This window comes from Prevotella sp. oral taxon 376 (genome assembly GCF_003043945.1).
In the GTDB taxonomy this organism is placed as follows: Bacteria; Bacteroidota; Bacteroidia; order Bacteroidales; family Bacteroidaceae; genus Prevotella.
Window position 1 is genome coordinate 119,218 of the sequence record NZ_PYXG01000001.1, and the last position, 20,346, is coordinate 139,563.

Below are 20,346 nucleotides of genomic sequence, written 5' to 3' on the forward strand. Positions count from 1 at the left end.
GCCACGAAATCGCCGAAATTGTCATCCTCCTGACGGCATTTCCATCTCTTGATGGCAGTCTCCACGCGTCTATTCCGAGCCTATCGTCCTGCCGGGATATTCTTCAAGGGCTTTCCGAAGTACGACGAGAGCCCGTTCGAGGTCGTCTTTCTTGAGCACATAAGCCATGCGCACTTGATTGCGCCCTAACCCTGGCGTGGTGTAGAAACCGGCAGCGGGAGCCATCATCACGGTCTCGCCCTCACAATTGAACTCCTCCAGGCACCAGCGGCAGAACTTCTCCGCGTCGTCCACGGGCAACTTCGCCACCGTATAGAATGCTCCCATCGGGATGGGGGAATAGACTCCCGGAATGCGGTTGAGGCCGTCGACGAGCACCTTGCGGCGTTCCACATATTCCTCGTAGACATCCCGATAATACTCTTCGGGGGCATCCAGCGAGGCCTCGGCCACGATCTGTCCCAAGAGCGGCGGCGAAAGGCGGGCCTGACAGAACTTCATCACAGCCCTCCTGACGGCCTCGTTTCTCGTAATCAAGGCTCCGATGCGGATTCCGCACTCGCTGTAGCGTTTCGACACGGAGTCTATCAGAAGCGTGTTCTGCTCGATTCCCCTCAGGTGCATGGCGCTGATATAGGGGCTCCCGGTATAGATATACTCTCGGTAGACCTCGTCGGAGAAGAGATAGAGGTCGTATTTCCTCACGAGATCGCGAATCTGGTTCATCTCCCGGCGCGTATAGAGGTAGCCCGTGGGATTGTTGGGATTACAGATCAGGATGGCCTTCGTGCGCTCGCTGATAAGCTCTTCGAACTTCTCCACATGAGGCAAGGCGAACCCTTGCTCTATCGTCGTGGTCAGCGTTCGTATCCGCACGCCCACCGACAAGGCAAAAGCCATGTAGTTGGCATAGGCCGGCTCCGGGATGATAATCTCGTCGCCGGGGTCCAGGGTGCTCATGAAAGCGAAGAGCACGGCCTCCGAACCGCCGGCCGTGATGATGATGTCGTCGGCAGTTACATCAATCCCATATCTTTTATAATAATGTGTAAGCTTCTCACGATAGCTCTCATACCCCTGCGAGGGGGAGTATTCCAGCACCCTGCGGTCTACGCGCCGCAGGGCGTCGAGCCCGCATTGGGGCGTCGGGAGGTCAGGTTGTCCGATATTCAGATGATATACCTTCACGCCCCGCGACTTGGCTGCCAGGGCCAGAGGAGCAAGCTTCCGGATGGGCGACTCGGGCATTTCCTGCCCTCTTAGTGATATCTGAGGCATTCGTCGATCGTTCTAATTCGCTCGCAAAGTTACTTATTTTTTTCTACATAGATACCTGTTTCAGAAAAAAAGAGTATCTTTGCAAGAGCAAAAATCAAAGACAAGACTATGAGAAGTAGAACATCAAAATGGTTCGAAGCGTCCGTCCGCTATGAGAAAACCATGGAAGACGGCATGCAGAAGAAAGTTACGGAACTCTATGTGGTCGACGCCTTCACCTTTGGGGAGGCCGAAGAGTCCATCACCCGAGAGATGTCTTCATATATCAGCGGCGAGTTTGAGGTAAAGAATCTCAACCCCGCCACCTACGGCGAGATATTTTTCAGCGACAGGGATAACGACGACCGCTGGTACAAGACGCGGCTGCAATTCATCACCATCGATGAAAAGACCGAGAAGGAGAAGCGCAGCGCGGTGAACTATCTCGTGCAGGCCGCCACCATCAACGGGGCCATCAAGAATGTAGACGAGGTCATGGGAGGCACCATGATAGACTATGTCATCGCGGGAATCACCGAGACCAAGATTATGGATATATTCGAGCACAAGGCGAAAACAGCGCAGAAAGAAGCCGACGACAAGCCTGAATACGAGGAGGGAAAATAATGGAAGTCGATGTCGCGAGGAATCTACACGGGGTGCTGGACAACCTGCCCGCAGGCGTCAGACTGGTTGCCATCAGCAAATTTCACCCCAAGGAATATATAGAGGCCGCCTACGGCGAGGGACAGCGCGTCTTCGGCGAGAGCCACGAGCAAGAGCTCAAAGGCAAGGCGGAGGCCCTTCCGAAAGACATCGAGTGGCATTTCATCGGCCATCTGCAAACCAACAAGGTGAAATATATAGCCCCCTACATCGCCATGATCGAGGCCGTGGACTCGCTGAAGCTACTGCGGGAAATCGAGAAGCAGGGCGCCAGGCACGACCGCGTCATCAAAGTGCTCCTGGAACTTCATATCGCAGAGGAGGAAACCAAGTATGGGCTCACGCTCGAGGCCTGTCGCCAACTGCTGGAAAACGGTGAATGGCGCGAGCTCAAGCATGTGCAGGTCTGCGGGCTCATGATGATGGCGTCGAATGTGGACGACGAAGGGCAGATATCGAAGGAGTTCGACAAGGCATCCGACTTCTTCCACGAGGTGAAAGAGCGGTATTTTTCCGATGACCCGGAGTTCAGGGAACGGTCGTGGGGAATGAGCAACGACTATCAGATTGCCGTCAGACACGGCTCGACAATGGTAAGAGTGGGAACCACAATCTTCGGTCCCCGCGTCTACTGAAGACAGGAATTAAAACATTGGAACCGAAACAGGAGCGGGCTATAGTCCGCTCCTGTTTCTATATTCAGCCTTTCAATGCCGCCGTACGGACACGGCTGAGTGTTTCCGGCGTCATCTGTAAGTAACTTGCGATGTAGACCAGCGGGGCACGCAGGATCACCTGCGGCATCAGCTTGCACAGCTTCTGGTAGCGTTCCTGGGCTGTTTCAAAACGCACGAGGTCGGCATGCACCTGCGAGAGGATCAGACTCTCCTCGAGGATCTTGCGATAGAGAATCTGAATGTTGCTATTGTGGAGAGCCACCTGCTCCAGCTTGTCTTTCGGCAAGGAGTAAATCCAGGTCTGCTCCAAGGCCTCCACCTGGATTTCCGTTGGCTTTTCCTTGAAGAGACTCTCAATGCACATCACGATGCCGCCTTCGGTCGCGATGTGCTCCGTGAGCTCCTTTCCATTCTTGAAATAGAACTGTCGGGTCATCCCCTTGGCTATATACATGATGTCCTTGTCGATGTCTCCTTCCGAAAGAATCATCTGTCCCTTGAGATACTTATGCGGCACGAGGACGCTCTCAAGCAGGTCGAGCTCATCATGAGTCATGGTACTGTACTTACGGGCCAACTCTCTTGCCACATCACGAGTGTTGTTTGTAATGGAATTCATGGTTATATTTTTCCTCCTTATATATAAGTCTATTGTCAGTCCAACTTCAATACAGCAAGGAATGCCTTTTGCGGAACCTCGACATTTCCGATTTGTTTCATGCGCTTCTTGCCGCGCTTTTGCTTCTCGAGGAGCTTGCGCTTACGAGAGACATCACCGCCATAGCACTTGGCCGTAACATCCTTGCGCACCTGCTTCACCGTCTCACGGGCCACGATCTTGGCGCCTATGGCTGCCTGAATGGCTATGTCGAACTGCTGCCGCGGGATGAGCTCCTTCAGCTTCTCGCACATCCTACGCCCCAACGCGACGGCATTGTCCTGATGCGTGAGCGTAGACAAGGCATCCACAGGCTCGCCGTTCAGAAGGATATCGAGCTTTGCCAGCTTCGAGAAACGGAATCCCGAGAGGTGATAATCAAACGAGGCATAGCCCTTGGAGATGCTCTTCAGCTTGTCGTAGAAGTCGATGACGATTTCTCCAAGCGGCAGCATGAAGTGCAGTTCGACACGGTTTCCGCTCACATACTCTTGCTTGATGAGTTCCCCGCGCTTGTCAAGGCAAAGCTTCATGATGGGGCCGATATAAGTAGAAGCCGTGATGATGGACGCCCGGATATAAGGTTCCTCGATATGCTCGATGAGTGTCTGGTCGGGCAGTCCCGACGGATTGTGCACCTCCTTGGCATCGCCATGCTTGTCATAGACCATGTAACTCACATTCGGCACCGTGGTAATGACATCCATATTGAACTCCCGGTCGAGGCGTTCTTGTATGATTTCCATATGCAGGAGCCCAAGGAAGCCGCAGCGAAAACCGAAGCCCAAAGCCACGGAAGACTCCGGAGAGAATGTCAGGGCGGCATCGTTGAGCTGTAGTTTCTCAAGACTGGCCCTCAGATTCTCATAATCATTGGGGTCAATAGGATATACTCCGGCAAACACCATGGGCTTCACCTCCTGAAATCCGGCAATGGCCTTGAGGCAAGGCGCATTCACATGGGTAACCGTATCGCCGACTTTTACCTCGGTGGCGGTCTTGATGCCGCTGATGATATATCCCACCTCACCGGTCTCAAGAACGGCCCGGGAAACCATATCCATCTTCAGCACGCCCACTTCATCAGCCGTATATTCCATCCCGGTGTTGAAGAACTTCACCTTGTCGCCCTTTCGGATACGCCCGTTAAGCACCTTACAAAGCGTGATGATACCGCGGAAGCTGTTGAAGACCGAGTCGAAGATAAGGGCCTGCAGGGGCGCCTCCGGGTTGCCTTCAGGAGCGGGGACGCGCCCCACCACGGCCTCAAGGATGTCCCGCACTCCTTCACCGGTCTTTCCCGAAGCCCGGATGATGTCCTTCCTGTCGCAGCCAATCAGGTCGATAATCTCATCCTCCACCTCGTCAGGCATGGCCGAAGGCATGTCGATCTTGTTGATTACGGGGATAATCTCGAGGTTATGGTCAATGGCCATATAGAGATTGCTGATGGTCTGAGCCTGAACGCCCTGGGTGGCATCCACCACGAGCAAGGCTCCTTCACACGCCGCGATACTGCGCGAAACCTCATAAGAAAAGTCTACATGCCCCGGAGTGTCTATCAGATTCAGGATATAGGTGTCTCCGTCGTCGGCTTTATACTCCATCTGAATGGCATGACTCTTGATGGTGATTCCCCGCTCACGCTCCAGATCCATGTTGTCGAGCATCTGGCCGGCCGTTACCTGGATGGTCTTGGTATATTCAAGCAGGCGGTCGGCAAGCGTAGACTTGCCATGGTCGATATGAGCTATGATGCAGAAATTCCTTATGTGGTTCATGAAAATTATGTTCTTTAAGTTGCAAAGATAATTATTTTTTCGCAGATTCTTGTTACCTTTGCAAAAATTAAACATGATTTTATGAAAAAAGGCATCATGCTTCTGCTCGCCGCTTTTCTCTTCGGAGCATGCCACGAGAGTCTGCAAGATCGGGCAGAGCGCGAGGCGAAGGAGTACACTCGCAAGAACTGCCCCACCCCGGTGAATAATTTCCAGCGCACGGACAGCATTTCTTTCGACCGCTCCACCAACACCTACCACTACTACTGCTCGTTTACCGGCAAGCTCGACGACAAGGCGGTCATCGAGAGAATACGCGGCGAGCTGCACGACGGGCTGCGAAAAGGCATCAAGGAGTCAACCTCCCTGAAGGCCTACAAGGAGGCCGGCTTCAGCTTCTCCTATACTTGCCGCTCGACAAAAGATCCTCGGGAAGTGCTCTACAAGGAGACATTCACGGCACGGGACTATCGGTAGGCTGCCTTTCCACCACCTTCCCCCTTCCCCTATAACGGACAGAAAACCGAAGAGCGGAAGCAGAAGGGTGGACCAGAGGCCGTTAACAAGAATACAAAATCGGCGATTTTGTCGGACGAAATCGCCGATTTCGTGGCACGATTTCGCCGATTTCGTCAAGTCAATGGTTGCTAAAAGGAAAACGGGAGGCATCTTTCCGGAAGCCGGCATCTTCTAAAAACAAACCGCGAGCTTCCTTTGAAACCCGCGGTTATACTTTGCCCGAAAGACTGCCCTTCAGCCCTCTTCCTCAACGGAAGGCTTCATATTGGTGTACACATTCTGCACATCGTCGAACTCCTCGAGTTTCTCCACCATCTTGTCGATGGTCTCACGCTGCTCCGGAGTTACATCCTTGAGGTCGTTGGGAATACGGGTAAACTCAGCGCTGACAATCTCATATCCGTTTTCCTCAAGATATTTCTGAATGTCGCCAAAGCTCGTCGGCCCACCGTAAATGGTGATTTCTCCAGCCTCCTCGTCATCATCATACTCGTCGTCCACCTCAAAGTCTATCAATTCGAGAATCAGTTCGTCCATATCCATGCCTTCTTTCTTCTTAAAAGTGAACACGCATTTATGGTCGAAAAGAAAACTCAAGGAGCCTTGTGTGCCGAGGCTGCCGCTGAACTTATTGAAAACCGAGCGGACATCAGCTACCGTACGGGTCGTGTTATCCGTAAGCGTATCGACGAAGACAGCAATTCCGTGAGGGCCGTATCCCTCATAAGGCACTTCCTTATATTCGCTGGTATCCTTGCCCATCGCATTCTTGATGGCACGCTCGATATTGTCCTTTGGCATGTTCTCGCGCTTTGCGGTCGCGATGACGGCACGCAGGGTAGGATTGTTTTCTGGCTCCGGGCCGCCTGACTTGACGGCAATGGCAATCTGTTTGCCCAGTTTGGTAAATGTCTTGGCCATGTGGCCCCATCGTTTCAGCTTTGCCGCTTTGCGGTATTCAAATGCTCTTCCCATAATCTGAAAGGTTATTAAGAAGCCTTGCCATGCCCCTCTCCCGGGAGGATTCCTGATTTCAGGAACAGCTTCGGCAAGACTTTCTTCCTGTTTTTATTTTATTGTTATTTTATCTTTCATTAAATCCTAAAAGAACCTTAGCCCTCTCGCGGTAAAGCAGAGGTCGCAGGGCCCTGACCTATCTGAGTTCTGCGTTCAGCTGGGTGGTGAGGTTCTTGATGAGCTTCTGCATGATGGCATCGATGGCCTTGTCGTTAAGGGTCTTGCTGTCATCCTGAAGGATGAAGTTAACGGCATAGCTCTTCTTGCCTTCCGGCAGGTTCTTGCCCTGATAGACATCAAAGAGCTCCACTTTTTTCAGGAACTTCTTCTCCGTCTGGCGGGCTATCTGCTCAATCTGGGCAAACTCTACGCCACTGTCTAAAAGCAAGGCAAGGTCGCGGCTGACGGCAGGATACTTGGAGATTTCAGTGTACTCGAGCTTGTTCTTGCGCACCGACCTCATCAGCTGGGTCCAGTCGATTTCCGCATAGTAGACTTCGTTGTCGAGGCCGAACATCTTCAGTATCTTTCGGCTCAGAATGCCCATCTGGGCAATGATCTTCCCTCCACGATTCTTGACCGTCAGCCCCTTGGCATAGATGTTGTTGTCGCTCTTCTCCTGGACGGCCATATTCGGAACAAGACCCACACGGGCGAGGATATTCTCTACATAAGCCTTGAGTTCATAGAAGCTGCTTGCCTCGTCGGGATGCGTCCATGATCCCTGGACGCGCTTGCCCGTAACCCAGAGCCCCAGGCGATAGTCTTCGCTGTAAGCCTTGGCCGGATTCTCCACATCATGCTTCTCCGGCGAGAACTGGTAACAATTGCCCACCTCAAAGAACTTCAGGTTTGCATTCTTACGATTCACATTCCTCAGGATACTTTCAAGTCCTCCGAAGAGCAAAGTCTGGCGCATCATGCCGAGATCGGCACTCAACGGATTCATCACCCTCACGCTTTTCTCCCAGGGATAATGGTTGAGAGCGGTACTCTCATAATAGGAAACCTTGGTAAGGGAGTTGTTCATAATCTCGTTGAAGCCACATCCCACAAGCTGTTCGCCGATGAGATTCTGCAAGTGATACTGCATATCCTCTTCACCCTGGACGGTCAGAGAGGACTTCAGCTGCATGGGAATCTCTACATTATTGTACCCGTAGATGCGCAGGATGTCCTCCACAACATCACAGGGGCGGCGAACATCCACCCGATAGGTCGGTATTTCGAGGTCCAGCCCTTGCTTGTCTTCAGCCAGCACCTTCATTTCAAGGTTCTCGGCAATATTCTTAATGGTGTCGTGTCCTATCTCCTTGCCGATGAGCACATCGCAGTAGTCATAGTCCAGGCGAACCCTTGCCGGCTCGACAGGCCGTGGGTAGACATCGTTGACCTTCATGCTCACCTTCCCACCGGCAAGTTGCCCGCAGAGGATGGCGGCCTGCTTGAGTGCATAGACCACGCCGTTAGGGTCGATGCCACGCTCAAAACGAAAGCTGGAATCGGTGGAAAGGCCATGGCGACGCGCACTTTTGCGAATCCATGTGGGATGGAAATAAGCACTTTCGAGAATCACATTCCTCGTGGTCTCATAGGTTCCTGAGCCCTTGCCGCCAAAGATACCCGCGATGCACATAGGTTCCTCGGCATTGCAAATGCTCAAATCGTGCTCACCAAGTTCATGCTCCTCCCCGTCGAGGGTAACAAACCGGGTACCTTCAGGCTGTGTGCGAACGACTATCTTGTGGCCTTTCACCATGTCGGCGTCAAAGCAGTGCATGGGCTGTCCATAGGCCATCATGATATAGTTGGTGATGTCCACGATGTTGTTGATGGGGCGCAGACCGACCACGGAGAGCCTGTCTTTCAACCACTGCGGGCTTTCCTTGACCTCACAGTCCGTGATGCTCAGGCAGGCATAGCGTCCGCAGGCCTCCTCATTCTCTATTTCTACCGTGACGGGAAGGCTCTCGTTGTCTACCTTGAAATCATCGCAGGAAGGGCGATGCAGACTCGTCTGATAGCCGTTCTGCTTCAGCCAGGCGTACAGGTCGCGGGCAACGCCATAGTGAGAGAGGGCATCTGATCGGTTGGCAGTGATGTCTATCTCTATCAGCCAGTCGCTCTCAAGATGATAGTATTCGGCAGCGGGGGTCCCTACTATTGCATCCTGTGGAAGCACAATGATTCCGGCATGATCGGTACCGACACCTATTTCGTCTTCGGCACATATCATCCCGAAGCTGTCTACGCCACGAAGCTTAGACTTCTTGATGGTGAACTCATTGTCGCCCTCATAGAGTATACAGCCAAGATCGGCAACGATAACCTTCTGCCCGGCAGCAACATTCGGTGCCCCGCACACTATCTGTTGCGGCTCACCCTTGCCCAAATCCACGGTCGTTACATGCAGATGGTCGCTGTTAGGATGTATCTCACAGGTGAGCACCTTGCCCACATAGAGGCCCTTCAGCCCTCCCTTGACGGACTGCACTTCTTCCAGCGATCCAACCTCAAGCCCTGTGGAGGTCAGCGCATCCGCCACCTCCTGCGGTGTCAGGCTGAAATCAACATACTCTTTAAGCCACTTATAAGAGATATTCATTACAATGAAGTTTTATATTGGTTCCAAAAACTCCGCAAAATTACAAAAAAATCCGCTAACGGCAAAGCACATCTTTATATTTTTTGTATAAACCTTTATCAGTCATTATTGCCCATTATGAATATGATTGGCAAAATACAGAGAAACTCAACACGAACATTGAGATTCTTAAAAATAAAACCGCTCCCATCTGCCGCCTCGCCGAAACTCACCTGAGGATTGCCATCGAGCAGGTTGCGGGCTTTCTTGATTTTAAGGCACAGGATAGAAGCTGAGGGTGCATTGCCTGTCAAGGCGCTGATCTTGCGGTAGAACTGCCGGGCGCTCATACTCACGCTTGGGGCGATGAACGAAACTTCGATTTCCTTGTTCCGGCCGAACTGCATATAGACGACACTTGACACCTTGGAGAGGAAGCGCATATCGGCACCATCATCCCCCATTTCCGTCCCGCGTCTCTCGACTGTGAGGAGTGCGGGACGATTGTTTCTCTTTATAATTTATGTTAAAAGAACACGATTGTTGAAAATAATCCATATTTTTGTATCATACATTTAAACATTAACATTATGACTAAGAGAAACGAGATTTACAAGTGCAAAGATTGTAACTACATGGTAGAAGTTGTCATTGAGGGCGATTGCACGCCTGAATGCTGCGGAAAGCCGATGCGGCTCTTGAAGGAAAATGACACCGACGGAGCCAAAGAAAAGCATGTTCCCGTCGTAGAGAAGACCGCTGACGGATATCGTGTTACGGTGGGAGAAGTAGAGCACCCCATGACCGAAGCCCACTATATACAATGGATAGAGCTGATTACCGAAGACGGTGTGCTCCGCAAACATCTCACTCCAAATGACAAGCCTGTAGCTGAATTCAAGACCGACGCCAAGAAAATATATGCCCGCGAGTACTGCAACCTCCACGGATTGTGGCGTTCCTAATTTGCAGGGTAATGACAAAATAAGGCAGAGGATTTTCCTCTGCCTTATTTATGACAGTATACAGAACTGCCTTTCCCAAGTTTTTCCTGCCTGTACTCTCAAAAAGAGGTAGACAATTTATCGGTCTGAAGCTCAAGGAAATGGGACAAGAATCAAAGTTCCCTCAGTTTTTTCATCACTTTGGTCATTTGTTGATCTTCATCCCCTGTCAACTTTAGATAGTCTGCCAAATCCTGCAACAGGTTCTTTGCCTCATCCACCTGCCCCAAATCCACAAGTTTATCTGCAATTGGCAAGGCTAAATCTGCATTGCGCCAAGTGGCATAAAGATGCTTGAGCCAGGCCACGGCCGTAGCCTTTTGAGCATCATCAAGATCCCTGTCGCCCCAATAATAGTCCCACGAGCTAAAGAGCGAGCCTGCCTGCAGCTGCGCGTTCACCGATGTCAGCAAATTCAGGAAGCCGTAGCCCTGCTCTTGTGATTTCTTCTCCTCCTCACTCACGGAGGGATCGTTCATGAAATCACGGTATGCCCGAGCCTCGGTATTGGAGCGCCGTAGGAGTGAGTCGGTGGGAGAATCATGCATGATTTGCTCCATATAGGCAGAATAATCATGGCGGAACTCGTCGACATCGTTGTTCTTCCGAAGGAAGGTGAGCCGGATGAGTTCTTTAGGCATATAGGACACCCCACCGCCCATAGATGCCAGCATACCGTTGTTCCTGTTAGAGGCATCGATATCATCAAGCCTTTCCTTGGCGGCAAACAGATGGTCGAACTGTGGGCGACGATTGTTGTCGATTGCGTCATTGAAATAATTGCTCAGTGTGGCCATCACCGTATTGTCAAACTTGAGGAAAGCTTTCTTGTCGCCGGCAACCTTCATGGCCTCCGTAAGCCTTACCAGCCTGTCGACAAGTTCCTTGTCGTAAATGGTGGAACTCTTCAGCCATTCGGCATACTCAGCATTGCTCAGTTCCTCATCGCTAAACTGCCGCAGAAGCTCGTTCAGCGGTTGCCCTCCTCTCTGTCCGAAATCTTTCCGCTTACCACAATAGGCTATCAGGAAGTTTTTATCACGCTTCCCTGTCTGATATTCTCTATCCATCTTCTCCAGATCGGGTAGTAACATCGTATTCTTAACCGCTTGTCTGCCCTGCTTAAGCAGCTGCTCTACGGTCTGGAATCCTAAGAAACTATGCACGAGCTTACCATCGGGAAGAACGAAGAGACAGGTTGGATAGGCCGTTATCTTGTACTGCCGGGCTATGGAAATGCCCTCACCCTTCTCTGCGTCGATCTGATAATTCACGAAATGCACATTGAAATAGTCGCCTACTTCTTTCTGGGTAAAGGTCTCCTTTGCCATTTTCTTACAAGGCATACACCAACTGGTGTACACATCGATGAAAACCGGTTTCCCGGTAGACTTGGCCTCCGCCACCACATCTTTCCAATTCCCACTAAAGAATTGGATCCCCTGTGCGCCGATCAACTGCACACCAAGGACACATATTATGCAAGTTAATAGAATTCGTTTCATCATTTACATAGTTTAGATACCTCCTTTTCGAGAGCCTCACCACGGGCATTGTTAGTAACAATCACCCCGTTTTCGTCAAGCAAGACCATAGCTGGCACAGAAGATACATTATAAAGCTTGGCTACCGGGCACTTCCAGCCTTTGAGGGAAGACAGCTGAAGCCAAGGCAACTGATGCTTCTTGATAGCTCCCACCCACTTGTCTCTATTATCATCAAGGGAGATCGAAACGACCTCAAAGCCCTTAGAATGATACTTGGCATAGACCTCCTTCACATTAGGAAGCTCCCTGATACATGGGCCGCACCATGAAGCCCAGAAGTCAATCAATACGCACTTGCCTTTCACAGAAGACAAAGAGACTTCCTTGCCGTCCGGCGTAGGCAGACTGAAATCTGGAGCCTTGGCTCCCGTCAATACGCTTTTCTTTTTCTCAAGCGTAGCCTGAAGCTCCTTGCCGATCGAAGAATTCTTCACGCGGAGGCTCAACGAATCATAAAGAGCCTGCGTTTCCGAATAAGAAAGCTCCTTGCTCAAATAATTATTCAGAATCATTCCTGCCACATAACTATCCTTGCAATGAGTTACGATACTATCAAAGACAGCCTCCTTCATCTTCTTGGCAGCCACATACAACTGCACCAAGGTATCCTTTTCCGAGGCTGCCCCCTCCTTCTGAGTGAGCGAAATCGCCAACATGCTCATCATTTCCTGCGTGAGCGCACCATTCATCGTGGTGAGCAAAGCTTGATCTTCATCGCCCGAAACCTGCAGCATAGGCAGTTTCACTTTCTTACTCCCAAGGTCTCTCTCCTCCTCGGAATACTGCACGGATAGAGGCTTCTCGTCCAAGAAGATAATCCTACGAGCCTTCCCGACACTCACAAAAGCAGGCCCCACTTTGAGCAAGGGATTCTGCAACAGAAATTTACCATCCTTCACGATGGTCGAATCCAATGGTGCTTTCTTCTCGTCCGTAAGGGTTACCTTCATTCCATCACACCCCTTGGCCACACCTTCAATGCGATACTGCTCCTGCGCGGTTAGGGTCAAAGGAATGAACATGCACGCTACAATCAATATACTCCTTATCTTTTTCATCTTCATCCTCTTTTAAAAAATGACTCGACAGCCTTTCGAGCCTTCTCGTTTTCCTGCTGATAACGCTCCATCTGCTCCTTGGCCAATTGCTTATTGCCAAGTTTTTCATTGATTTCCGCCATTGTCTTATACATCTCAAATGCAAAATTTGCCTCCTTAGGTGTATTTAAGAATCGATTTAGAACGGCAAGATAGCTCTTAAGAACTTTCTTATCTCCTGTTCTAGATGCCATATAACGGATATATTTTTCAACATTCAAGGCATAGAAGCCAGTCATTTGAGCATTCATACCCACAAGAATTGCATCCCAAGCCTTGCCCAACTGGTCCTTCAACAACAGCTTGTGAACATAAAGACGCATGCGATAGTCATCGAGTCCTGGCAATGAGGCACGCGACATGAAGCCAACCAACTTCTCGGCTCTTATCGTATCCGTGGACAATGGGAGGAACTTTCCGTTCTCTTCATCATACTTAATATCGAAAATTCTTTTCAGTTCTCGAGTACAACTAGCCTCTAACTGTCTGGCAATTCGAAACCGATCACGGTTGAGTTTATAGCCATAGCGCGCAATATTATTCACCAGATATTCAAAGGCAGGGCTGTCCACATCAGTTACATAAGAGCCAAAAGCCTTCCAGATCTCATCCTTGTCAAGTTCCTCTGGCCGTGCCTTGGCCAAATACTCCTGAGCCACATGCGCCGCACTATCCTTCAAGAAGGCTCCTTCAAGGCTTGCCATATACTCACAGAGAAACTTAAAGTCGCGGTTTCCCTGGCGATATTCTTTGTCAAGCGTAAACAAATCGCGCCCCGTAAAAGCCTTCTTTGCCCCAGCTATGAGCTTTTCCACATCTTGGAATCCGGCCATTTGCTGAACCACCTTACCCGTCTTGTCTATAAATAACAAGGTAGGGAAGCCAATGATATTTTTCTTATAGCGGTCGTGCAGCATCTTTCCATCGCCCTTTTCCATATCGTAACGAACATTGATAAAATGCTCGTTAAAATAATCGCCAACAGCCTTCAAGGGAAAGACTTCCTTTGCCAAAGCCTTGCAAGGTCCACACCAGGTGGTATAGCAATCCACGAAGATCAACTTGTCTTGGTCGGATGCCAACTTCAAGATGCTGCTCCAAGATTCATTATCATGAAAATTGACACCTTGAGAAGGCTGTGCTTGTACCACGGAAGAGAAGCAGCACCAGATCAGCAGTGTGCCTATCCATTTCATGCGAGTCATCTCCCTAAATTATTTTTCCGTATAACTAAAGTCAGCCATAGTAACTTTATCATCCGGGAATGTAGCATTTTGGAGTTCTATAAGATTTTGTTTATTCTCTTTCAAGAAGAAATCCATAAACAAGGTAGCCCTTTTAGCTATTCTCCAATAAGCCTGCGTATATTTGCGGATATAACTGCCCGGGTTCTTGGTGATAAAAGTCAGATAGTCAGTATAGTCCTGCGCCGGAGTTGGCACCTTCACCTTCGTCAGCGAATATCCCCTTATATACCCGCAGACATTCGCCTTATGATTCTTGTCAGCCCACTCTGGTTTGGTCTTGAACTCCTCTGCGATGGAATTATCTACCGGCACGGTCACCAAGTTATACTTGCATTCCACGCGACTATTAACAAACTTCTCTGGCTTTACAGGAAGATTACCATAGAAGACATTACCAAAGACATTTCCCAACTCCGTTTCATAAGTCGAGCTAGGGAACATCTTTCCATTCTTCTGCTGATAGCCAATCATAAAGGCATCTTGGTCATTACCCAAGGCCGAAGCCCAAGTAGAAGACAGCTTCGAGTCTGCATTAGAAGTGGTACGCAGCACCTTTACGAGAAACACCTTATAAGGAAGGTTGTTCTTCAAGAAGTCCTCATCATAAAGAGCAAGGAAGTTCTTCTCTATGACAGTCAGGAGTTTGACCACGGCAGCCTTGTCGTCGTCATTGGTCATATCAAACTTCGTATAGGCATTCTTGAACTTTCCAGCCCATTGCCAAGAGAAATCGACATCCCTAAAATCATACAAAAAGGCCGTTCCGTACTTCTGATACCACTCATAAATCTTGGCATCTGCATCAGATTTGGCTGCATTAGCCTTCAACATTTCTGCATATTCTGGTGTCGTATCTATTGCAGGAACAATCTCCTCTTCTGAGCAAGAAGCCAGAAATGCAAGAACTCCTATTAAACTGAAATATATTATCTTTTTCATTTTCTTATCCTTTCTATTATTATTCAGACTTTATAGTTCTCCTATTCGTGCGCTCCACGACTTGATTATAGCCTAGTTCGCTTTGCGGCAACTCCAACGTATAGTTCTTATCCCTCTGCTCCAACACATAAGTCTCGGGCGTTGAATTCTTCGTTGAATAGAATTTATGCTCTATGCGAGGCATGCCATAACGCCTAAGGTCATTCCATCGATGAGTCTCTTCAAAACAGAGTTCTCTACGACGCTCTTCCCTTACATATTTCAGCAAATCTTCCTGAGTAGAAAAGTCGCTGACGTTCAATGCTTGGTAAGAAGCTGCAGTAAACCTCTTCTTATGCAAAAGATTCATCAGTTCAACAGCCTCGGTCTGTTTTCCTGTCTGCACATAGGCTTCTGCCATATTCAGTAATATTTCTGACGTGCGTAATGCTTGAGAGTACTCGCTCATGGAATAATGCTTGTAGGGTAGATAGCGATAATCCTCATATGCCTCATAGTAATTAAGCACCGGGTCATAATTTATATTGTTCTGGCAGAAGAAAGCATAGATACGATTATCTCCATTCTCATAACTGGTCATAAGGTCGCCCGCATTCGTCTGGGATGGTGCATATGCTGCACCATTAATAAAGGCGAGGTTATCCATATAAGACTGACGTGTGAACGATCTGCCTCCAAACATAAATACGACTTCTGGATTCTTAGCCTTCAAGAACACATATTCCTTTTGATGCGACATCTGCTCTTTCGTCAATGCAGAAATATCATAGAGACTAAATCCGGCTTCCGTGAATCGGCTTCCGTATTTGATGACATCTTCCCAGTTCTGAGTATACAAAGCCACACGGCATTTCAAGAAATCCACGGCCTTTTCATTCATAAGATAGATATTCGTAGACTTCTTGGCCTTTTTAAATAGGGCCGAAGCTTTATCCAAATCAGAAATAATCTGAGCATAGACTTGGGCTACCGTAGACCTTTGCGGCTGGTCTCTCACCATCTCACTTTTCAGGCGTATGATCACTCCCATGTCCTTTTCTGCCGTAGCAGGGTTGTAAGGCTGTCCATACCAATTGACGAGATAGAGATAACTCATCGCACGCAAGGCATAAGCCTGAGCCACGCATGAGTTGACTTCCATACTGTCGCCTTGCATTGTATTGGCATTTTCAATAATGATATTGCATGCCATGATATTCTTATATCGGTTCAGATAGGTCTTCCCGTACGATGTATCATAGTACTCTATGTCCTGTGCCCATGTAAAAGCGCCGCGTCCTACGGGCAGGTAGACGTTATCATCTCCATCAGCCTGCGTACTGTTAGGATTGGCCGAGGGCGAAACTTCTGCATCATCGGTCATCAAGTCCATCCACTCTATGTCCTCGGTAAGCGTATTAGGGTATCCGTCGCCCTGCAAAACCGATGCAAACTCATCTACCTTCTTAGGAATGAGCAAGTCGTCTGAGCTCTCCTTCAGATAGTCATTGCACGAAGTCAAGACACCTATCAGCAGTATGACCCCTATGGAAGATAGCAAATTATATTTTCTCATGATCTTCTTTTATATTTAGAATAAAACATTAACTCCAAAGTTGAAGCTCGGCATCAAAGGCATGTTGGCATACACAGATTCGGGATCCATGCCGCCCCACTTCTTCGATTTCCATACTTTCAGATTGCTAGCCGTAGCCCTCAAGGTGAGGCCTTTGATATGTAGGGGCGTCAGGAACTTCTGCGGCAGTCTGTAACTAAGCATGATATTCCTTAGGCGCAGAAAGTCACTACTTACCACACGAACATCACTATAGTCATACATTCTTACCATTCTCACGTCTACGTCCCGTCCTGTATCATAGAGACCTTTCAGCTCCTCGGGGAAATCATCAGCTATTCTCGTATCATATAGGGCGGGAATAACCGTATTTAGCTCATCGCCCGGCTGCTTCCAGCGATTGACAAAGGCCGAAGATACGTTCTGCGTAGGATCGAAGGCCTTGCTCACATTATTATAAATAGCTGGGAGACGCTTCTTTCCACCCATCTGGTAAGAGAATCCTATCGTCAGAGACAGGTTCTTCTTATAGGTAAGACGGGTGTCGAAGCCACCGGAAACACTCGGATAGATACTACCCGAAGCCACCAGATCCATTACCTCAAAGTCGCCTTCATGCACCTTGCGGCCATCTTTCGTATAGAACAAAGGATAACCGTTCTCGGCAGAAAGTCCCGCGAAACGGAACGAATAGAATGTACCCAACGGTTGGCCGATGGTGGCCACATTGCCTTGCAGCATCTGCTCATAGGTTTCCTTGGCAGACAAACTGGCATTATAGGCATACTCTATCTCATTGGTATTATGACTGGCATTGCAGGATATGTTCCATTCCAAGTTCTTGCCGCGAAGCACATCTACGCTGACCACGCCCTCAATTCCTTTATTGACGGCCTTGCCTGCATTCATGAACATATACAGCTGGCCCGTCGAGGGAGACACCTGCAAATCGGTGATAAGGTCGGAAGTGTGCTTCTGATAGTAATCCAGCGTCAAGGAAAGACGATGGTCGAAGAACGACGCGTCAAGGCCCAGATTATAAGAGTGGGTCTTCTCCCAGCGTAAGTCGGGGTTCGGCAGCCGATAGACGGACCCCGGACGCAGTCCCGTGATATCGTCGATTCTGTCCAACTTTACCAACAGATAGGGAGTAGCGTCGTCGTGGATGTTCCCCTGCAGCCCATAAGAAGCCCTTATCGACAGATTGTTCACGAAGCTCACCTTCTTCATGAACTCTTCACTGGAGATGAACCACTTGCCGGCCAATGACCATGTCGGCAGCCAGCGGTATTTCGGATTGCTACCGAACTTATTGGCCCCGTCAGAGCGTATGTTGGCATTCAGCACATAACGATTGTCATAGGTATAGCTGGCTGTGGCAAAATAGGAAGCCACCTGCGTCGTCTTCTCCGTAATCGTGGGATTAAACATCCCGCTCGCAAGCAAAGTCTTATAACGGGTCGTATAAGCCGGGGAGACGGATTGACCGTAAGTGGGATCCCAACCATAAAGGAACTGCGAGAAACCACTATACTTCTCGGACCGGATTTCCATGCCTCCGAAAAGATTCACCTCGTGCTTCTCCGACAAAACCTGCTTATATTCCAGTGCATTGCGCCATGAGTAAGAGCGCCCGGAAGTATCAGAAGCCCTGTAGGTTCCTCCTATCGGCAATGCGGAAGCCTCATATTGGGCGGAGCCCCGCTCATAGGCGCCATAGTTATAGCCCCTTATGCTTCCCACCTCATAGGAGTGATCGGTTGCCCAAGTGCGGGTCCGGGTATTGCTCCAGTAGTAAGAAAGAATGGAAGAAAACTTGAGCCCGTCCAGAATAAAGGCATTCAGGTTGAAGATGCCGCCCATTTTGCGCACATTGGCTTTCATGCCCGTAGTGTTAAGTTCGTTAAGCACATTGAAGTTAACCTCGTTCGCCAGTATGCTTCGCGAATAGTAATAAAGCTCGCCATTACTATAGGCAGGAATGGCTCTTGAGGTATTAAACGCATAAGAGAAGGGATTCACGGAGGAGTATCCGTGATTATTCTGGTTGCTCATGTCAAGCTTCACTTCCGCGTTGAATATCCGATTGATTCTCACGAATATCTTGCCCAAAGCCGTGAACCGGTCGCTCTTGGAACCCTCGGCGATACCCGGGCTGTCGTTATAGTTCAGAGAGGTATAATATCTCACCTTGTTCGTACCCCCATTAAGCGAGACACCATGACTCTGGCTTACTGTCTCACGGAACAGAAGCTTGAACCAGTCCGTATTCATGGTCTCATAGTTGCGCACCAACGAGGCAAACTCGTCGGCCGAGATTTTCTTGCCGATATAGCTCTGCAAGGCTCCCTCATAGCTCTCTCCCGTAGGAACCCTGGGATATTGCAGGCGGGCATCGTAGATGTCCTTCGACAACTGCACTCGCTCCTGTGAATTCATGCGGTCGAACAGGCCGTAAGTAGGACGGGTATGCAGGTTCAGGTTCATGTCATAAGTTATCTCCGGAGCCGTAACCTTACCCTTTTTCGTCGTTACAACGATGACACCGTTGGCAGCCTTCACGCCATAGATGGCCGTGGCGGAGGCATCCTTCAGCACGCTGATAGACTCTATATCCTGCGGACTGAGACCGGAGATACTGTTGCCTATCAGATAGGAGGCGTCCGGACTGTTCAGGTCAGAGGCCGAGAAAGGAACAGTCTCCGACATGATGACACCATCCACCACCCACACGGGAGCCTTGTTCCCGTTTATCGTGGAGTTGCCGCGAATGCGGATGACGGGCGTGCTGCTCGGCTCGCCGGACTGGATCATGACGCCCATGCCGGCAATCCTTCCCTGCAGCATCTGATCCACATTCATCGCGCTCGGATTATAGACATCCGCCATCTTCACCGTCGAGATGGCTGCTGCCGACTCTCGGCGGCTCATCGTCTGATAACCCGTTACCACCACTTCGTCCAGTTTCTCGGCGTCATCTTCCATCGTAATGGTCGCCAGGAAGCCCGACCGCAGGGTCCTCGTAACGCTTTTCATGCCCAGATAGGAGAAAACGAAAGTGCGCGACTCCTGCCCCTTGTCATCATAGCGGAATTCTCCGTCGGCATTCGTGATAACGCCCGTCTTTCCGCCGTCGGGCCTCACGGTAACGCCAATCATAGGGTTCCCCTGCTGATCGACCACCTTGCCGGAGAAAGTTCCTCTGACCTGAGCTTGCAATACAAGACTTGACGACAAGAACCAGAGCATAAACAATATGCTCTTTAATCCCTTTCCTTTTGTTTTTTTCATGCTATAACTATCTTAAAATTAATAAAATCAACTCTCTCATAACTACTATATCTAACCAGATTGCCATCCGTCTCCTCCTATGGCAGACGCCAGAAATCATACAGATACTCGAAAATGCAAAAATAATTAATTATGCGTAAAACTACAAAAAATGACAGAAAGAATCATAATTCCCCCTTTGTTTTAACATAAATTAGGACTACTTTGTGTTAAAACTTGTAATTTTAACAACTGTATTGCTGCCTCGCCGAAAAAACATTCGTCAATACCCAAAGTTGCCAACGCCATGAGAAAGGTAGAGGCGAGTCGTAAACAGGAATTCTTTCCACGACTTCCGGAACCCGCAGGAACAAAGTTTCAATTGCGTAAGAACGATTTTCCATCCATCCCAGAAAAGGCATTCCAATGGCAGGGAAACCACTCCCTGGCCATAGGCAGGCATGCTCTTCACGGTGCAAGGGTCGTCGTCAAGTAGGGCATGGATGAAATTAAGATAACACAGAAGCA

Annotated in this window: 17 protein-coding genes; 5 read left to right on the plus strand and 12 right to left on the minus strand. The window is 49.4% G+C overall.

Features of this window, described 5'->3' with window-relative positions; genetic code table 11:
* Positions 1-69: 69 nt before the first annotated feature.
* Positions 70-1,278 (minus strand): pyridoxal phosphate-dependent aminotransferase, encoded by a 1,209-nt coding sequence (locus C7120_RS00555; RefSeq protein WP_107619910.1) that lies wholly within the window; start codon positions 1,276-1,278, stop codon positions 70-72.
* Positions 1,279-1,386: 108 nt separating this feature from the next.
* Here C7120_RS00555 and C7120_RS00560 point away from each other — a divergent pair, with 108 nt between their 5' ends.
* Positions 1,387-1,884: a DUF4494 domain-containing protein gene (locus C7120_RS00560; RefSeq protein WP_107619911.1), complete on the plus strand. Its 498-nt coding sequence runs from the start codon at positions 1,387-1,389 to the stop codon at positions 1,882-1,884.
* On the plus strand, positions 1,884-2,558 hold the full coding sequence (locus C7120_RS00565) for a YggS family pyridoxal phosphate-dependent enzyme (protein WP_107619912.1): 675 nt from the start codon (positions 1,884-1,886) through the stop codon (positions 2,556-2,558). The genes C7120_RS00560 and C7120_RS00565 overlap by 1 nt, the downstream gene beginning before the upstream one ends.
* Positions 2,559-2,622: 64 nt before the next feature.
* On the opposite strand, the gene C7120_RS00570 is transcribed toward C7120_RS00565, so the two are convergent.
* Together C7120_RS00570 and lepA are read right to left on the minus strand one after the other, a co-directional pair.
* The gene (locus C7120_RS00570; protein WP_107619913.1) at positions 2,623-3,219 is read right to left on the minus strand and encodes a Crp/Fnr family transcriptional regulator; all 597 of its coding nucleotides are present in this window, start codon (positions 3,217-3,219) and stop codon (positions 2,623-2,625) included.
* Between the two features lie 35 nt (positions 3,220-3,254).
* A complete protein-coding gene (gene lepA, locus C7120_RS00575) occupies positions 3,255-5,039 on the minus strand; it encodes a translation elongation factor 4 (RefSeq protein WP_107619914.1) in 1,785 nt (594 codons plus the stop codon).
* An 81-nt stretch (positions 5,040-5,120) separates the two neighbouring features.
* Here lepA and C7120_RS00580 point away from each other — a divergent pair, with 81 nt between their 5' ends.
* Positions 5,121-5,516 (plus strand): hypothetical protein, encoded by a 396-nt coding sequence (locus C7120_RS00580; protein WP_107619915.1) that lies wholly within the window; start codon positions 5,121-5,123, stop codon positions 5,514-5,516.
* A 276-nt stretch (positions 5,517-5,792) separates the two neighbouring features.
* On the opposite strand, the gene C7120_RS00585 is transcribed toward C7120_RS00580, so the two are convergent.
* From C7120_RS00585 to C7120_RS00595, 3 genes are all read right to left on the minus strand, one after another.
* Positions 5,793-6,533 (minus strand): YebC/PmpR family DNA-binding transcriptional regulator, encoded by a 741-nt coding sequence (locus tag C7120_RS00585; RefSeq protein ID WP_107619916.1) that lies wholly within the window; start codon positions 6,531-6,533, stop codon positions 5,793-5,795.
* Positions 6,534-6,711: 178 nt separating this feature from the next.
* Positions 6,712-9,180, minus strand: a complete 2,469-nt coding sequence (gene pheT / locus C7120_RS00590; RefSeq protein ID WP_107619917.1) for a phenylalanine--tRNA ligase subunit beta — start codon at positions 9,178-9,180, stop codon at positions 6,712-6,714.
* A 98-nt stretch (positions 9,181-9,278) separates the two neighbouring features.
* The gene (locus C7120_RS00595; RefSeq protein ID WP_107619918.1) at positions 9,279-9,623 is read right to left on the minus strand and encodes an AraC family transcriptional regulator; all 345 of its coding nucleotides are present in this window, start codon (positions 9,621-9,623) and stop codon (positions 9,279-9,281) included.
* 126 nt (positions 9,624-9,749) lie between these two features.
* On the opposite strand from C7120_RS00595, the gene C7120_RS00600 reads away from it, so the two are divergent.
* Positions 9,750-10,124: a desulfoferrodoxin gene (locus C7120_RS00600; RefSeq protein WP_107619919.1), complete on the plus strand. Its 375-nt coding sequence runs from the start codon at positions 9,750-9,752 to the stop codon at positions 10,122-10,124.
* Between the two features lie 152 nt (positions 10,125-10,276).
* On the opposite strand, the gene C7120_RS00605 is transcribed toward C7120_RS00600, so the two are convergent.
* From C7120_RS00605 to C7120_RS00630, 6 genes are read right to left on the minus strand one after another with little or no spacing between them, the layout of a single operon-like run.
* Positions 10,277-11,671: a thioredoxin family protein gene (locus C7120_RS00605; protein ID WP_107619920.1), complete on the minus strand. Its 1,395-nt coding sequence runs from the start codon at positions 11,669-11,671 to the stop codon at positions 10,277-10,279.
* The gene (locus C7120_RS00610) at positions 11,668-12,768 is read right to left on the minus strand and encodes a TlpA disulfide reductase family protein (protein WP_158267329.1); all 1,101 of its coding nucleotides are present in this window, start codon (positions 12,766-12,768) and stop codon (positions 11,668-11,670) included. The genes C7120_RS00605 and C7120_RS00610 overlap by 4 nt, the downstream gene beginning before the upstream one ends.
* A gap of 2 nt (positions 12,769-12,770) precedes the next feature.
* Positions 12,771-14,012: a thioredoxin family protein gene (locus C7120_RS00615; RefSeq protein ID WP_107619922.1), complete on the minus strand. Its 1,242-nt coding sequence runs from the start codon at positions 14,010-14,012 to the stop codon at positions 12,771-12,773.
* 9 nt (positions 14,013-14,021) lie between these two features.
* On the minus strand, positions 14,022-14,993 hold the full coding sequence (locus tag C7120_RS00620; protein ID WP_146154180.1) for a hypothetical protein: 972 nt from the start codon (positions 14,991-14,993) through the stop codon (positions 14,022-14,024).
* 19 nt (positions 14,994-15,012) lie between these two features.
* Positions 15,013-16,548 carry a RagB/SusD family nutrient uptake outer membrane protein gene (locus tag C7120_RS00625; protein ID WP_107619924.1) on the minus strand — a complete coding sequence of 512 codons (1,536 nt, stop codon included), beginning with the start codon at positions 16,546-16,548 and terminating at the stop codon, positions 15,013-15,015.
* 15 nt (positions 16,549-16,563) lie between these two features.
* Entirely contained in the window at positions 16,564-19,839 is a 3,276-nt protein-coding gene (locus tag C7120_RS00630) for a SusC/RagA family TonB-linked outer membrane protein (protein WP_107619925.1), read from the minus strand.
* Between the two features lie 286 nt (positions 19,840-20,125).
* On the opposite strand from C7120_RS00630, the gene C7120_RS13840 reads away from it, so the two are divergent.
* Positions 20,126-20,314 (plus strand): hypothetical protein, encoded by a 189-nt coding sequence (locus C7120_RS13840; RefSeq protein ID WP_107619926.1) that lies wholly within the window; start codon positions 20,126-20,128, stop codon positions 20,312-20,314.
* The last annotated feature ends 32 nt before the right edge of the window (positions 20,315-20,346 follow it).

Coding starts and splice junctions, on each gene's coding strand:
- C7120_RS00630 (WP_107619925.1), bottom strand. CDS start 19,839: ATGAAAAAAACAAAAGGAAAGGGATTAAAGAGCATATTGTTTATGCTC.
- lepA (WP_107619914.1), bottom strand. CDS start 5,039: ATGAACCACATAAGGAATTTCTGCATCATAGCTCATATCGACCATGGC.
- C7120_RS00570 (WP_107619913.1), bottom strand. CDS start 3,219: ATGAATTCCATTACAAACAACACTCGTGATGTGGCAAGAGAGTTGGCC.
- C7120_RS00605 (WP_107619920.1), bottom strand. CDS start 11,671: ATGATGAAACGAATTCTATTAACTTGCATAATATGTGTCCTTGGTGTG.
- C7120_RS00580 (WP_107619915.1), top strand. CDS start 5,121: ATGAAAAAAGGCATCATGCTTCTGCTCGCCGCTTTTCTCTTCGGAGCA.
- C7120_RS00595 (WP_107619918.1), bottom strand. CDS start 9,623: ATGGGGGATGATGGTGCCGATATGCGCTTCCTCTCCAAGGTGTCAAGT.
- C7120_RS00585 (WP_107619916.1), bottom strand. CDS start 6,533: ATGGGAAGAGCATTTGAATACCGCAAAGCGGCAAAGCTGAAACGATGG.
- pheT (WP_107619917.1), bottom strand. CDS start 9,180: ATGAATATCTCTTATAAGTGGCTTAAAGAGTATGTTGATTTCAGCCTG.
- C7120_RS00615 (WP_107619922.1), bottom strand. CDS start 14,012: ATGACTCGCATGAAATGGATAGGCACACTGCTGATCTGGTGCTGCTTC.
- C7120_RS00600 (WP_107619919.1), top strand. CDS start 9,750: ATGACTAAGAGAAACGAGATTTACAAGTGCAAAGATTGTAACTACATG.
- C7120_RS00610 (WP_158267329.1), bottom strand. CDS start 12,768: ATGAAAAAGATAAGGAGTATATTGATTGTAGCGTGCATGTTCATTCCT.
- C7120_RS00555 (WP_107619910.1), bottom strand. CDS start 1,278: ATGCCTCAGATATCACTAAGAGGGCAGGAAATGCCCGAGTCGCCCATC.
- C7120_RS00620 (WP_146154180.1), bottom strand. CDS start 14,993: ATGAAAAAGATAATATATTTCAGTTTAATAGGAGTTCTTGCATTTCTG.
- C7120_RS00565 (WP_107619912.1), top strand. CDS start 1,884: ATGGAAGTCGATGTCGCGAGGAATCTACACGGGGTGCTGGACAACCTG.
- C7120_RS00625 (WP_107619924.1), bottom strand. CDS start 16,548: ATGAGAAAATATAATTTGCTATCTTCCATAGGGGTCATACTGCTGATA.
- C7120_RS13840 (WP_107619926.1), top strand. CDS start 20,126: ATGAGAAAGGTAGAGGCGAGTCGTAAACAGGAATTCTTTCCACGACTT.
- C7120_RS00560 (WP_107619911.1), top strand. CDS start 1,387: ATGAGAAGTAGAACATCAAAATGGTTCGAAGCGTCCGTCCGCTATGAG.